Here is a 14,118-nt window from a genome sequence, read left to right on the forward strand (position 1 = left end):
TTTTTCAACAAAACTACCTATAAAACTACACCTTTACACCATTAGGAAACAAAAAATATAATTTTTTAACATTTTCTTCACTATTTCTGCACAAATTCTCCATACAAAAAAAGAACCCGCCGCAGCGAGTTCTCCTTTTGTTATTCTAATCAAACTTGTACAGGAGCTGGCTTTGCATAACGTAAAACTGGTTTACGTGCAGCCATCGTTTCGTCTAAACGTTTAATGACTGTCGTATGCGGTGCTTCTTGTACAACTTCTGGATTTTCTTCTACTTCTTTAGCGATTTGAATCATCTTATCAATGAAACCATCTAATGTTTCTTTTGATTCTGTTTCTGTCGGCTCAATCATAATACATTCTTCCACATTTAATGGGAAGTAAATTGTTGGTGGATGGTAACCGAAATCAAGCAGACGTTTTGCAATATCTAATGTACGTACGCCAAGTTTCTTTTGACGACGACCTGATAATACAAATTCATGCTTACAATGTCTATCGAATGGAAGATCGTAGAATGGCGCTAATCTTCTCATCATATAGTTCGCATTTAATACAGCATACTCAGTTACTGCACGCAAGCCATCTGGACCCATAGAGCGAATATACGTGTATGCACGAACGTTAATTCCAAAGTTACCATAGAATGGCTTCACACGACCAATTGCTTCTGGACGGTCGTAGTTGAAGTGATAACCATTTTCCGTTTTTTCTAAAATCGGTTTTGGTAAGTACGGAATTAAATCAGCTTTCACACCTACTGGACCAGAACCTGGGCCACCACCGCCGTGAGGACCTGTAAATGTTTTATGAAGGTTTAAATGCACAACGTCAAATCCCATATCTCCTGGGCGTGCTTGGCTTAATACCGCATTTAAGTTTGCACCATCATAGTATAACTTACCGCCTGCATTATGGACGATTTCTGCCATTTCTAAAATATTTTCTTCGAATAGACCTAATGTATTAGGATTTGTTAACATAAGTGCTGCTGTTTCTTCGTTTACAACACGTTTTAAGTCTTCTAAGTCAACAAGGCCATTTTCATTTGATTTTACTGTAATTGTTTCAAAACCAGCTACAGTTGCAGATGCCGGGTTCGTTCCGTGAGCAGAGTCAGGTACAATTACTTTCGTACGGTTAAAGTCACCATTCGCTTCATGGTATGCACGAATTAACATTAAACCTGTCCATTCTCCGTGTGCACCAGCTGCTGGTTGTAAAGTAACAGTATCCATACCTGTAATTTCAATTAAATGCTCTTGTAAGTCATACATTAATTCCATTGCACCTTGTACTGTCTTTTCATCTTGCAGTGGATGAATATTTGCAAATCCTGCGAAACGAGCTACACTCTCATTAATTTTCGGATTATATTTCATCGTACAAGATCCAAGTGGATAGAATCCAGAATCAACACCGTGGTTACGGTTTGAAAGTGCTGTATAGTGGCGCATAATATCAAGTTCAGATACTTCTGGTAGCTCTGCATCTTCTACTCGAATATAATCGCTCTCAAACACATCTTCTAGTTTCACTTCTTCTACATCTAATTTGGGTAAGCTATATCCTATGCGTCCTTCTTTACTCACTTCAAAGATAAGTGCTTGGTCTTGGTTCTTCATTGGATAGCCCCCATTTCGTTTACAAGTGTGTCAATTTCCTCTTTTGTACGAAGCTCAGTTACTGCTACTAGCATATGGTTTTCATGCTCTTTATAATCACGGCCTAGATCGTAACCACCGATAATATTCTTTTGTAATAATGCATCGTTTACTTCTTTCACTGGACGTTTGCAATCTACAACAAACTCATTGAAGAATGGTCCAGCAAATGTTACTGTGAAGCCTTTCGCCTCAAATTGACGTTTTGCATACTGTGCTTTAGAAATGTTTTGACGTGCCATTTCTTTCACACCTTGTTTGCCAAGTGCCGTCATTGCAACAGAAGCTGCTAATGCATTTAACGCTTGGTTTGAACAAATATTAGACGTCGCTTTATCACGGCGAATATGCTGTTCACGTGCTTGTAACGTTAATACAAATCCACGTTTACCATCTGAATCTACAGTTTGTCCAACAAGACGTCCTGGAATTTTACGCATAAATGCTTTCGTTGTTGCAAAGTAACCACAGTGCGGTCCACCAAACTGCGTTGGAATACCGAATGGTTGTGCATCACCGATTACAATATCAGCACCAAATTTCCCTGGTGGTGTTAATGCGCCTAATGATAATGGATTTGAAGAAACGATAAATAATGATTTTTGTTGATGAACGATTTTTTCAATATCAGCTAATTTTTCAACTTGTCCGAAGAAGTTTGGATATTGAACGATTACACAAGCAACTGTATCATCTACTTCACTTTGTAATACGTCTAAATCTGTTACACCATCTTTATGATTAATTTCAACAACTTCAAGATTTTGACCTTTTGCATACGTTTCAAGTACTGCTCTTGATTCTGGATGAACCGCGCTAGATACAAGAATTTTCTTTTTGCGAGTATGGCCAGCTGCTAACATTGCCGCTTCAGCTAAAGCTGTACCCCCGTCATACATAGAAGAGTTTGCTACATCCATTCCTGTTAATTCACAAATCATTGTTTGGAATTCAAAGATTGCTTGTAATTCCCCTTGTGAAATTTCCGGTTGGTATGGTGTGTAAGCTGTATAAAATTCTGAGCGAGAAATAACATGATCTACAATTACTGGAGCATAATGATCGTATACGCCTGCTCCTAAGAAAGAAGCGTATTCTTTTAAGTTAGCATTTTTACTAGCCATTTGAGATAGCTCTTTTAAAAGCTCTGGCTCTGATTTTGCTTCTTTAATTTTTAAATCCCCTTTAAAACGAACACTCTCTGGAATATCAGAGAATAATTCATCGATCGTTTGAACGCCGATCGTTTGTAACATTTCTTTTTTGTCTTCTTCTGTCATTGGAAGATAACGATGCAACATGAAATCTACCCCTCTCCCCGTTACTTTGAACGTTTGTAAAATGGTGTTGGAACAACTACTGCTTTGACGCGTTTATTACGAATTTCAATTTCTACTTCTGTATCAACTGCTGCGTATTTTACATCAATTAGTGCTAAACCAATGCTTTTCTTTAACGTTGGAGATTGTGTACCACTCGTTACTTCCCCAATTTTTTCTTCACCAATAAATACAGGGTAATGCGTACGAGGAATTCCACGTTCGATTACTTCGATGCCGACTAATTTACGAGGCGCACCGTTTTCTTTTTGCTCTTTTAACGTTGCTTTTCCAAAGAAGTCTGCTTCTTTATTTGTTTTTACCGCAAAGCCAATTCCAGCCTCAATCGGTGTAATATCTTTTGATAATTCTTGTCCATAAAGTGGTAATGTTGCTTCGAATCGAAGTGTATCACGAGCACCTAAACCACATGCTTTTAAGCCCTCTTCTGCTCCAACTTCAAGAAGTTTCTCCCAAAGTTTTGCAGCATCTTCACTCTTACAGTAAATTTCGAATCCATCTTCACCTGTATAACCTGTACGAGATACAAGTGCTGGAATTCCATCTACAAGAATATCGTTTTTAAATTTAAAGAACTTAATTTCTTTCAAATCTTCTGACACAACTTTTTGTAAAATGCCTTCTGCTTTTGGTCCTTGAATTGCAAGCTGTGCAACTTCACTAGAAACATTGACTACTGTCGCATCGCCAATTACATGACTTGCTAACCATTCGTAATCTTTCTCGATATTTGATGCATTGATTACTAATAAATAGTCTTCTTCACCACGTTTGTAGATTAATAAATCATCTACTGTACCACCATTTTCGTAGCACATAGCTGTATATTGTGCGCCCCCTACCTTTAAGGTAGATACGTCATTTGTAACAACACGTTGTAAAAATGCTAAACTATCTACACCTTTTACTTCAACTTCTCCCATATGAGACACATCGAACAAACCTGCAGCTGTACGTACAGCTTCGTGTTCTTCTTTAATGCTTGAAAATTGAACTGGTAATTCCCAACCACCGAAGTCGATTGTTTTCCCACCATACTTCGCGTATACATCAAATAACGGTGTACGTTGTAATGTAATCATGCTCTCTCCCCCTTATGCTTTGACAAATCAATAAAAGTTGCTTCCCTTTTCTAAACATTTTCATTCTGAAAAGATAGGATATACGGAATCTCATTATATTTTTTTATGAAAGCGTAAATAAAAAATCACTTTCTTGGATAAAATACGAAAGATTCCACACATTTCACACCATTATCCTAACATCATTCGCTATATTTCATCAATATTCTAGCATAAAAAATAATTTAGAATTTTTTATGTTAAAACACAATAAATACAGCTTTTGAGATTTAATACTTTATTATTGTCTATCATATAGCCTTTAATAACGATAATTATGCCTTCTTTTAAGGCAAATCATCATACATTAAAAAATAATTACTTTAGTTTATAAAAGGTGGGAGAGTCGTAATGAATGTCGATATTTCCGTAGATCGGACGTGGCAAAACAATTTTTTAAATAGAATTGATGAAGATGGTCCTTGGACAAACTGGGATTTATATCACTTAGCTTATGAAACAGAAAAATCGTTACTTGTTCCTACTTTTGATGGACTACAAGCACCGAAACATTTATCCCATTTCACACCGCTTCCGCATCAATTAGAAGTCGCTCAAAATGTAATTGAACAAATGAATGGTAAAGCGATTCTAGCAGATGAAGTAGGTCTTGGAAAAACAATCGAAGCTGGACTTATTTTGAAAGAATACATGGTCCGCGGGCTTGTGAAAAAGGTACTTATACTTGTCCCAGCTTCTCTCGTATCACAATGGGCATACGAGCTGAATACAAAGTTTTTCATTCCCGCTGTAGCACAAAAGAAAAGCTACTCGTGGGAACAAGCTGACGTAATCGTATCATCAATTGATACTGCGAAACGTTCACCACATCGCGATATCGTGTTGAACTTAGAATATGACCTTATTATTATCGATGAAGCACATAAACTGAAAAATAATAAAACAAAAAACTATGAATTTGCACAACGATTAAAAAAGAAGTTTTGTTTATTACTAACCGCTACTCCTGTTCAAAATAAGATTGATGAAATTTTTAACCTTGTTTCTTTATTAAAGCCAGGACATCTAGGCAATCAATCCAACTTTGAAGAATATTACGCTTCCAAAAATCGTTCAGCCGAATCAGATGAAGACTTAAAAGCTCTCATTAACAAAGTAATGGTGCGAAATAGACGACATAATACCGGTATCGATTGGCCGAAGAGACATGTACGTACAATTTTTATTGAGTTTAATGAACAAGAACAAGCTCTATATAATGATATCGAAAATTGGCGAGGACAAGACGCCTTCACATCTGCTTTCTCATCGTTAACTTTAAAACGGGAAGCGTGCAGTAGTCGTGAGGCTGTTTACTATTCATTGAAAAAGCATGTAGAAAAAAGACAGAAAGAAAATGAACATTATATAAAAGATCCACATATCGATGTGCTAATGGACAAAATTAATCATATTCCTTTCAACTCGAAAGCAACTAAAGCTCTAGAGCTTATAAAAGAAATTGACGATAAAGTCGTCATTTTCACGGAATACCGAGCATCACAGATGTACTTACAATGGTTTTTACAACAACACGGTATTTCTTCTGTCCCATTCCGCGGCGGATTTAAACGCGGGAAGAAAGATTGGATGAAGGAACTTTTCCAAAATCGTGCCCAAGTGTTAATTGCAACGGAAGCTGGCGGAGAAGGCATTAACTTACAGTTTTGTAGCCATATGATCAATTATGATTTGCCATGGAATCCAATGCGTCTTGAGCAAAGAATCGGACGTATTCACCGTCTCGGTCAAAAGAATGATGTTCATATTTATAACTTAGCTACAAAGCATACTGTTGAAGAACATATTCTGAAACTGTTATATGAAAAAATCAACTTATTCGAGCGTGTTATCGGTGAACTCGATGAAATTTTAACGAGAATTAATATGAAAAACATCGACGCGCACATTCAAGAAATTTTCGCGCAATCAAAAAGCGAAGGTGAAATTAGAATTAAGATGGAAAACTTAACATCTATTATCGACTTTGCGAAACGAAATGAAGCTGAGGTGCAAGGCTATGCAGCAACATGAAATTCATAATTACTTATACAATTTCTTTGAGGCGAATAACTGTGAAATTTTAGAACGTTCTCCTCATTTATTAGATGTACAGTTAACAATTGAGATGGATAAATTATTAATGAATCGCCCTTTTTATTGGCACTATCTTGAGAAAACAGGAGGCGTACCGAATCCGATGCGCCTTACTCTTATTACAAATCCAGAAAATGAAGAAAATGATGGTGAGCTTATTCACTACGGTTCACCACGTCTACATCAAATTTTCCAAACGACAAAAGAATTAGGCTCTTACATACGTTTATATGAGGATGTAAGACATAATGGGGCAACACATACACCGCTCCACCCTTGGCTCGGTATTAATATAAAAGTTTCCTATCAATGTGATCGAAAAAAAGACATCCTTCACTCGATTGGCATTCATCTCATTTCTGGAACAATGATGGCAAACTTTCATGAAACATTAACAAACATTAAACTTACACCAAAAATACCTGATTTTTGTTTTACGCTCTCGCCCATCATTAAACCTCAAAGTGGTTTACAACGCATAGAAGACGCTTTAAAAAATATAATTGCAGAAGATGACCATACGTGGGCAAAAGAAGCAAGAGTGCGTTGGAATCATGATCTAGACCTTTTAAACCGTTTTTATGAAGAAAGTGACGAACTTCCTGAGAGCTATGAAATTGAAAAACAAGCTCTGCAAGAACAGTATGAACCACATATTACAGTGCAAATTATTAACGGTGGCCTTTTTTATGTTACCGCGAATCATTTTCTATCTTGAAGAAGCTCCTTCTGCTTTAGAAGGAGCCTCTTTTGAGCTATTTTCTACCCTACTCGCTATCGCCACTACGCTCTTGCTGTTTTTTCTGTGCCATACGTTTCTGCTGTGCACGATCCTTTGCACTCACATGATTTGCATCAGTTGGAAGATTTTCTTTCGAACGTCCAATTCCATTGCTCATCTTTCCCACTCCTTTTTGCGTTTTTCAAAATACATGTTTATTTTCAGCTAGAGTTACAATCCTTATACAAAAAAATAAGAGCAGCCATTGGCTACTCTTACTCGCTCACATATTTTTGAAACATATCATGGATGCCTTTATTTACTAGGTTCGAGATCTGCTCGTCAGATTTATTCGGATAACGATCACGCAATCTGATAGATGCCTTCACCATTAAATTTTCTAATACAGAACGGCCACCTTCTCCATAAATAATTTCAGCATATTTAACAAGCCTTCCATCCTCTACTGTTGCTGGATTATGATTGAAGAAAAATTTACTCATTGTCTCCACCTCTCTCTTTTGATAACGTTTACATTTATATAGATTATTTATGTTATTTATTTCACAATATTGTATGCATGTATATTTAATTAGTTTCATTATAAAGCAACATATCGATAGTAAATATGTGATTTTCCGTCCATTTTGTGAACAAACTAAAAATGAAAGCGTTTCCTTTATTATATACTAAAAAAACTTACTACGCTAGGGGCAATTTTTTTCAATCTACTAATCCCTCAAAAATTGATATATTTTTTCTTTTCCCATTAAACCTTATACAATTTTCAGAAATTATATTATAAAATATATGTATGACTTAAGGAGGCTTTGTATGAATCAAAATAAAAAAGCTATATTAGATCTTGTCTTTTATCTCGTAATCCCATTCCTCATTTGGAAATTTGCAAAACCTTATATCGATCCTTATTACGCGATGTTACTTTCCTCTGTTCCGGGGATTATTTATACACTGTATACCTTTAAAAAAGAAAAACAGTTTAACGTGACAGGGTTCTTTATTTTAATTACACTCATTTCTAATACAACGGTAGATCTATTATCTGGGTCAGCTGAACGAATGTTATGGAATGATGCATATTATCACATCGTACTCGGTATTATCGTCATATGTACAATTTTTATAAAAAAACCACTTATGTTATATTTCGCAGCAGATATTGCCGCACTTCAAGGTCATGACCGTGATAAAAGTCGTGAGCTTTATCGTGATAGTCGTATATATCCAGCACTGCAATATTTAACGTTATTTTTCGGGCTACAATTTATATTAAAAAGCTTTTTAAAAATTTATTTCATCTCTGTTTTTGGTGTAGATGGCTACGGTGAAATGAGAGCGATTATGACCGCTGTCGGCTGGGGCATTTCTATTTGTATCGGAATAGGGTTCGTATGGGTGAACAATAAAATACATGCCGTTACGGAAGAACAAGAATCCGTGCAGTAAACAAAGATCCCCTAGTGTATTACGACACTAGGGGATCTTTATTTTGCTAGACATATGACTAAAATTTAACTTGATTTTTTTCTTTTATTTTTTACATTTCGATAAAACAAAGCAGCACTCAGCGGCATAACACCAAACCACTTATTCATAAATGGCTCTTTTTCAGCACGGCGTTGTTCTTTCTTTTGTTTTCGATCTTCTTTTGGAGCATCCATATACGACACAAACTGCTGCGTCACAAAGCGAACATAATCATTAGTAGACATATTATCATCACCTCTACTTGATTAGTATGTCCACTTTTTTATACATTAATCTTTTCCTTTAATTCATTCATAATTTGCTTTACAGACTTATTTGTCGTATCGATATGAATATGAGCCTCTTCATAATAAGCTCGGCGTAATTCAAATTTCGTTACAAATGCATCTATATCTTTCTTTTGAAATAGTGGACGTGTCGTATCTTCACGAAGCCTTTCTGCAATTACATGCGGATCACAATATAAATACACGACAGTTCCGTTCTCTTTCATCCACTTGCGATTTTCCGCTCGTTCAATAATTCCCCCACCAGTTGTAATAATGACATTATGGACTGGTAGCGAACGTAACATTTCGCTTTCATATTCCCGAAAAGCCGTTTCGCCTTCTTCGGCAAAAATATCACGAATTGCCTTCTCTTGCTTCTCTTCGATTTTTTGATCAGTATCTACAACATCCATTTGAAGTTCTTGACTTAATGCTTTTCCAATTGTTGTTTTCCCTGCTCCCATATAGCCGGTTATGTATATAGATTTCATTTTCTGTCCTCTCAATCGTCATTTATTAATTGTTATTATAACGAAAGATGCTACTTTGTTTAATAAAAAAACGTTTTGTTCTTATACTATGAAGAACAAAACGTAACACTCGCTTTTACTTATAAGTACCTCTTCTCACCCACTGCGTTGCAATCCATTTCTCGCCTTTCGTTACAGGTGCCCCTCCGTGTAACGTAAGCTCATTTAGTGATTGATCTTGATAAAAATACTCAAAGTACACTGCCATTCCCTTTCTAGGGTGTACAGAAAGATTTAATTTCGGGAAGTACGTTTCCCCGCCTTCTTCTACATCATTTAAGTACATTACAAGCGTACTAATACGATTGTTAGCAGCTGATCTACTATGTTCCGCAAAATAATCATAGTGTGCTTTATATTGTTGATCCACTTCATAATTTAAAATGTGCAATCCTTCACCATGCGACGCAGGAACATTCATGATAGATGAAATTCGTTTTTCAATCTTTGAAGTAAGTTCATTGTCTTCCAAAAATGCACCGCTACTTGTTCGAATATCATTTACATCACGTGATGAACCAACTTTAGAACGCTTCATTTTATTTTTAGACATTTCAATCAATTCATCACACTCTTCATCACTTAGTACATTTGCTAATACGACAATAAGAGGTTCTTCGAATTTTGAAATAATGTGTATTTCTCTATCTTCTGTCATAATCGTATTTCCTTTATGATCAAAAATAGTTTGTTCCTTATTTTCACCTATTTGATTGTTGTTTGTCATTTCCCTATTCTCCCTAAAAATAATGATTGGATAGCATGAATATATCACATTCTTTCTACCTTTCTCTTTTTTGAGAAAATTTAAACTTTTAATCATTATATTTATCCATTTCTTCTAAAAAATCAATTCAATTTACAATAGAAATCCCTGGTTTTTCTTCGTATTTTTTACATATTATCCTTCTATCCAATCGACTATTTTTCCATCCTTTTTTCTATACCGAAAGCTCACCGTATAGAAAGCTTCCTGTTTGAGTGTACACTGCAACGCAACGAGAATTAAATCATTTTCAAAGATATAATTTCCACTCACTTCTCCCTTTTCATACTGAAAGAAAAATGCACCTTCTTTTTCTTTTTGCTGTAAGTCTTTTTTTATATCTGTAATAGATCGGTTAAGTAGTTCATCCAGTAAAAACTTTTGTTCTATTTCTATATAAAAATTTTTATCTGTAAACAACATATTTGTTTCGTATATAAAAAAAGAAGTTAATAAAATAAGAAAGATGAGTGTTCCAGGCATTGTAAACCCATTTTGCCCTCTCATACATTCATTTCCATTTCACTATATCGCATAACTACACCTTCATATATTTTTCCGCTAGTATCTTTCACATTTATAATGAGTACATGAGGTGTTAGTTTGTAAGAAACCGTTCCAATATTTTGTAAAACAACTTCCCTCCCGCGCCTATTTACCTTTCTTATAAGACGACTATTCTCTTTTTCATACGATACTTCACTCCCATTACGCGATCGAAATCGTAAAATACTTTCTCCATTTTCAAATGCTAGCTGTTCTCCAGATGATACTTCACGAAACTCCAATTGCATTTGACCTAAAAATACATCCCACTCCCAATCATTTAATCCTTTTGACTGTTTATTTTCCATTTCAATGAAATGTAGGCGGGGAAAGAGCAAAAAAAATATTGATAATAGAAACAGACATACAATCATTTCTATTAATGAAAAACCAAATTCTAATTTATTTTTTCTCCTACATAAAAGCATTGTTCCATCACTCTGTCTTTCACATCTCTCCACATGGTACAAACTTCATTGCCTCCCCAATATGTGTAATACACAATTCCATTTATATTCTTTTCTATTATTCGCTTTTCTTCATTTCCATACATATATATAATTGCTTCCTTTTTTAATAATCCAGATGCCTTATAACGAATTTGTATATTTTTTCTTTCTTGCATAACTAATACTGTTTGCGGTAGTAGTAACGATACAGCCATCATTAAAATACTTAACGATACAATCATTTCAGCCATTATGGATCCTTTTTGACATTTCACGATACGTAAATCTCCCTCTTCCAAGCTGAAATACAATTTCATATTTATAATTTCGATATGAAATTATAATCGTACCACCTCTATTAATATTTCCACTTGGATTATATGTCATCGGATTTGGAAACGTATGCAAATCAATTTGTATATCTTCTTCATACTCCCGCTTGACGATATAATACTTTGTACCTGACTCTTTTATAGCATACATATTTCTATCTTTATGCCAACGTAATGTATAGTGCTTTTGACGATTTATCGCTAATTGCTGCATATACAAAATATCATTTGAAAACTGTCTCAAAAATTGTTCAACTTTTTGTCGCTCGTATAAGGAATGAACACTAAAATACGTAACTACACTTAATACAGAAATAGCAAATAAAACGAGTAACATTTCTAAAAAAGTAAACCCCTGTTGTTTCACAATGCCCTAATTGATACTGCGCCATCATCTGAAATATGAATAGATTCGCCATTCGGGCACTTATCAGTTGTAATATACTTTTCATCTGTCAGTTCTTTTAACGATGGAATTTTATTATGTTGTAATTGATATACTTGTATTTGTGCTTCTATAGATTTCACGTAAGCTGCACACCCTTTTCCTTGGACCGATGAACGCTGTGTAACTACATTTGGAATAATTAATAGTAATAATATAGTTATGACAACCATTACTAATAGCATCTCTAACAGAGTAAATCCTTCCTCATTCTGCATACAAATGCCCCCTAAATAGAATTCATCATTTGAAACATTGGCATAATCATCGCTAAATACATAAGGACAACGATTCCTCCAATACATGTAAATAAAATAGGCTGAATGATAACTAACATATGTTTAATTTTCCGTTCCATCTTTTCCATAATAAGATCGCTATAGTCACCTAATTCAATCGCTAAATTGCCGTTTGCTTGTCCATGCGTAATAACATAAGAAAGTTCTTTCTCGTAATACCCACTTTTAGCAATGATAGATTGTAACCGTTCTCCTCCAATTAATTGTCTTTCAATCCGGCTCGCTTCATATTGAAAGAACGGATGATATCTTTGCTCCATCATTATTGTTAAAGCTTCGCATACTGATAGTCCACCATTTAATAAACCACTCAACTGAGTAGCAAAATAATGTGAATGCTTTAAAATAAGAAATGTTTTGATGAGGGGCATACGAAGCATGATTTTTACCTGGCTAATATGTGGAAGTTTCCTAAAATACAACATATACAAACTACATCCAATAATAACAGTTAAAATAACGGTTAAAATAATGTAAGGTAGCAGTTTTATTGCACTTAAAATTTGTTCTGTAAGTAGTGGTGTATTAGAACCGAACGAACTATAAACCATTTCAACCTGAGGTAATAAAATGAGGTTGAAAATAAAAAGCATGATTAGTAGAAAAAACATTAAAAACATAGGATACTGCATGATTTTCATCATGTCTCTCCTATACTTATCTTTCTTATAAAGAAGTGCACTTCCTTGTTGCAAAGCAAAAGAAATATCACCATGTTGCTCGGCATAAAATAAATAACTTAACATGTCCTGATGAAACTTTAACTGATGAAAAGAATCGTGTAGACTTTTCCCATCTTTTAACCCCTCAATCATGTGCTGCAATTGTACTTTCTTTTCTACAGGTAATTGAAACTGTAAAAATTCTAATGCTTGTAAAAGAGAGTAGCCTTTTTCTAGTAATTCTCCTAAACGTTTCAACAATACTACTTGATCACTTAAACTCCAAGTTTTCTTAAACATAAACATCATCTTCTAAAAAACCTAAAGCATATCCTTTTCTTATTGACGATTCTAAAGTCTCATGTTTGTAAGTAACACATTCTCCATCTGCTTCTTTAAGCGCTTGTTTTAACTCATATCCATATAGCAGCTCATAAATGCTTGCTTGCCTTACTTGCCTCATTGATTTACATAAAGTTGAGCACTTTCCTCTGCAAAACGGACACTTCAATTCGACAAGTCGCTGTGCAGCTACAGCCAATAAAGACTGTTCAATCTCTTGCCTCGTTATACCATAATCCATGAAACGAATGATTGCTCCTTTCGCATCATTCGTATGCAGCGTTGTCATGACTAAATGTCCTGTCAAACTTGCTCTTATAGCTATTTTTGCTGTTTCTTCATCACGGATTTCACCGACTAAAATAATATCTGGATCATGACGTAAAATAGCCTTTAATCCTGTTTCATATGTGAGACCCGCTTTTTCATTTATTTGAATTTGTAATACATCGTCACTTCTTTTTTCAACCGGATCTTCAAGTGTAATGATGCGACGTGTTTTCTTTTTTCTAATTACCTCTAATAATGCATACATTGTCGTTGTCTTCCCAGAACCAGTCGGTCCAGTAAACACGAGTAGCCCCTGTGAATAGCGTAAAAACGAGAGTAGTTTTGCTGCCGTACTTGGAAATAACGAAAGATGTGATAAGGGCTGCACAGATGCTTGTAAATGAAGGCGAATAACGAGACTTTCTTGATATACTGTTGGAAGTGTTGAAAGGCGTAAATACACTTCTTGTCCATCAATTTGCAAATACAACGAACCATTCTGTGGCTTCCGTTTCTCTCCTATGTCCATAGATGCTAAAAATTTAAAATGTGAGACAAGTTTTTCTCCAAACTCCTTTTTAATACAATGTCTCGTCATTAAATCTTTTCCTATACGTAGTTGCACCGCTACATCCTTCTGCCGGGGCACAATATGTAAATCTGACGCTTGTACCCTACACGCTTCTTTTAAAATTGTATTCGCAAAAATTTCAATCCCATTCATCACTTTTCCCTCCTCACTATGTATATAGCATG

19 protein-coding genes are annotated in these 14,118 nt (G+C 35.1%); 4 read left to right on the top strand and 15 right to left on the bottom strand.

Going from position 1 to position 14,118, the window contains the following annotated elements; translation table 11 throughout:
* Positions 1 to 149 precede the first annotated feature (149 nt).
* The 3 genes from gcvPB to gcvT are packed head-to-tail and all read right to left on the bottom strand — an operon-like array spanning position 150 to position 4,086.
* Positions 150 to 1,625: an aminomethyl-transferring glycine dehydrogenase subunit 2 gene (gene gcvPB / locus QCI81_RS08105; protein WP_000795702.1), complete on the bottom strand. Its 1,476-nt coding sequence runs from the start codon at positions 1,623 to 1,625 to the stop codon at positions 150 to 152.
* A complete protein-coding gene (gcvPA, locus tag QCI81_RS08110; protein ID WP_000903240.1) occupies positions 1,622 to 2,965 on the bottom strand; it encodes an aminomethyl-transferring glycine dehydrogenase subunit 1 in 1,344 nt (447 codons plus the stop codon). Before gcvPA ends, gcvPB begins: the two co-directional genes overlap by 4 nt.
* 20 nt (positions 2,966 to 2,985) lie before the next feature.
* Positions 2,986 to 4,086, bottom strand: coding sequence for a glycine cleavage system aminomethyltransferase GcvT (gene gcvT / locus QCI81_RS08115; protein WP_000631769.1), 1,101 nt, complete (start codon positions 4,084 to 4,086; stop codon positions 2,986 to 2,988).
* A 390-nt stretch (positions 4,087 to 4,476) separates the two neighbouring features.
* Between gcvT and QCI81_RS08120 the strand changes: the two genes are divergently transcribed.
* Positions 4,477 to 6,159, top strand: coding sequence for a DEAD/DEAH box helicase (locus tag QCI81_RS08120; RefSeq protein WP_071729662.1), 1,683 nt, complete (start codon positions 4,477 to 4,479; stop codon positions 6,157 to 6,159).
* Positions 6,146 to 6,940 (top strand): YqhG family protein, encoded by a 795-nt coding sequence (locus QCI81_RS08125; RefSeq protein WP_044784477.1) that lies wholly within the window; start codon positions 6,146 to 6,148, stop codon positions 6,938 to 6,940. The genes QCI81_RS08120 and QCI81_RS08125 overlap by 14 nt, the downstream gene beginning before the upstream one ends.
* A gap of 49 nt (positions 6,941 to 6,989) precedes the next feature.
* Here QCI81_RS08125 and QCI81_RS08130 read toward each other — a convergent pair whose 3' ends face one another.
* Together QCI81_RS08130 and QCI81_RS08135 are read right to left on the bottom strand one after the other, a co-directional pair.
* Entirely contained in the window at positions 6,990 to 7,121 is a 132-nt protein-coding gene (locus QCI81_RS08130; RefSeq protein WP_000064665.1) for a hypothetical protein, read from the bottom strand.
* A 97-nt stretch (positions 7,122 to 7,218) separates the two neighbouring features.
* Positions 7,219 to 7,446 carry a hypothetical protein gene (locus QCI81_RS08135; protein WP_000032702.1) on the bottom strand — a complete coding sequence of 76 codons (228 nt, stop codon included), beginning with the start codon at positions 7,444 to 7,446 and terminating at the stop codon, positions 7,219 to 7,221.
* A gap of 73 nt (positions 7,447 to 7,519) precedes the next feature.
* Here QCI81_RS08135 and QCI81_RS08140 point away from each other — a divergent pair, with 73 nt between their 5' ends.
* Both QCI81_RS08140 and QCI81_RS08145 read left to right on the top strand, forming a co-directional pair.
* Positions 7,520 to 7,636, top strand: coding sequence for a hypothetical protein (locus QCI81_RS08140; RefSeq protein ID WP_003279814.1), 117 nt, complete (start codon positions 7,520 to 7,522; stop codon positions 7,634 to 7,636).
* A 141-nt stretch (positions 7,637 to 7,777) separates the two neighbouring features.
* The gene (locus QCI81_RS08145; RefSeq protein WP_001073111.1) at positions 7,778 to 8,410 is read left to right on the top strand and encodes a VC0807 family protein; all 633 of its coding nucleotides are present in this window, start codon (positions 7,778 to 7,780) and stop codon (positions 8,408 to 8,410) included.
* Between the two features lie 65 nt (positions 8,411 to 8,475).
* On the opposite strand, the gene QCI81_RS08150 is transcribed toward QCI81_RS08145, so the two are convergent.
* From QCI81_RS08150 to comGA, 10 genes are all read right to left on the bottom strand, one after another.
* The gene (locus QCI81_RS08150) at positions 8,476 to 8,676 is read right to left on the bottom strand and encodes a YqzE family protein (protein WP_000106081.1); all 201 of its coding nucleotides are present in this window, start codon (positions 8,674 to 8,676) and stop codon (positions 8,476 to 8,478) included.
* A 38-nt stretch (positions 8,677 to 8,714) separates the two neighbouring features.
* Entirely contained in the window at positions 8,715 to 9,212 is a 498-nt protein-coding gene (locus QCI81_RS08155) for a shikimate kinase (RefSeq protein ID WP_000836660.1), read from the bottom strand.
* A gap of 115 nt (positions 9,213 to 9,327) precedes the next feature.
* Positions 9,328 to 9,978, bottom strand: a complete 651-nt coding sequence (locus tag QCI81_RS08160; protein ID WP_000183863.1) for a 2OG-Fe(II) oxygenase — start codon at positions 9,976 to 9,978, stop codon at positions 9,328 to 9,330.
* Positions 9,979 to 10,152: 174 nt separating this feature from the next.
* Positions 10,153 to 10,524: a competence type IV pilus minor pilin ComGG gene (comGG, locus tag QCI81_RS08165; protein ID WP_023523011.1), complete on the bottom strand. Its 372-nt coding sequence runs from the start codon at positions 10,522 to 10,524 to the stop codon at positions 10,153 to 10,155.
* Positions 10,521 to 10,991 (bottom strand): competence type IV pilus minor pilin ComGF, encoded by a 471-nt coding sequence (comGF, locus tag QCI81_RS08170; RefSeq protein WP_000923097.1) that lies wholly within the window; start codon positions 10,989 to 10,991, stop codon positions 10,521 to 10,523. Before comGF ends, comGG begins: the two co-directional genes overlap by 4 nt.
* Positions 10,961 to 11,263, bottom strand: a complete 303-nt coding sequence (locus QCI81_RS08175) for a hypothetical protein (RefSeq protein WP_000829462.1) — start codon at positions 11,261 to 11,263, stop codon at positions 10,961 to 10,963. Before QCI81_RS08175 ends, comGF begins: the two co-directional genes overlap by 31 nt.
* Positions 11,256 to 11,711: a competence type IV pilus minor pilin ComGD gene (gene comGD / locus QCI81_RS08180; RefSeq protein WP_002094140.1), complete on the bottom strand. Its 456-nt coding sequence runs from the start codon at positions 11,709 to 11,711 to the stop codon at positions 11,256 to 11,258. The genes QCI81_RS08175 and comGD overlap by 8 nt, the downstream gene beginning before the upstream one ends.
* Positions 11,708 to 12,007: a competence type IV pilus major pilin ComGC gene (comGC, locus tag QCI81_RS08185; protein WP_001178687.1), complete on the bottom strand. Its 300-nt coding sequence runs from the start codon at positions 12,005 to 12,007 to the stop codon at positions 11,708 to 11,710. The genes comGD and comGC overlap by 4 nt, the downstream gene beginning before the upstream one ends.
* Before the next feature lie 11 nt (positions 12,008 to 12,018).
* Positions 12,019 to 13,050, bottom strand: coding sequence for a competence type IV pilus assembly protein ComGB (comGB, locus tag QCI81_RS08190; protein ID WP_023523013.1), 1,032 nt, complete (start codon positions 13,048 to 13,050; stop codon positions 12,019 to 12,021).
* Positions 13,043 to 14,086 carry a competence type IV pilus ATPase ComGA gene (gene comGA, locus QCI81_RS08195; protein ID WP_001013177.1) on the bottom strand — a complete coding sequence of 348 codons (1,044 nt, stop codon included), beginning with the start codon at positions 14,084 to 14,086 and terminating at the stop codon, positions 13,043 to 13,045. Before comGA ends, comGB begins: the two co-directional genes overlap by 8 nt.
* Between the last annotated feature and the right edge of the window lie 32 nt (positions 14,087 to 14,118).

Origin of the sequence: Bacillus cereus group sp. MG20, from assembly GCF_040459885.1 — a bacterium.
In the GTDB taxonomy this organism is placed as follows: domain Bacteria; phylum Bacillota; class Bacilli; order Bacillales; family Bacillaceae_G; genus Bacillus_A; species Bacillus_A cereus.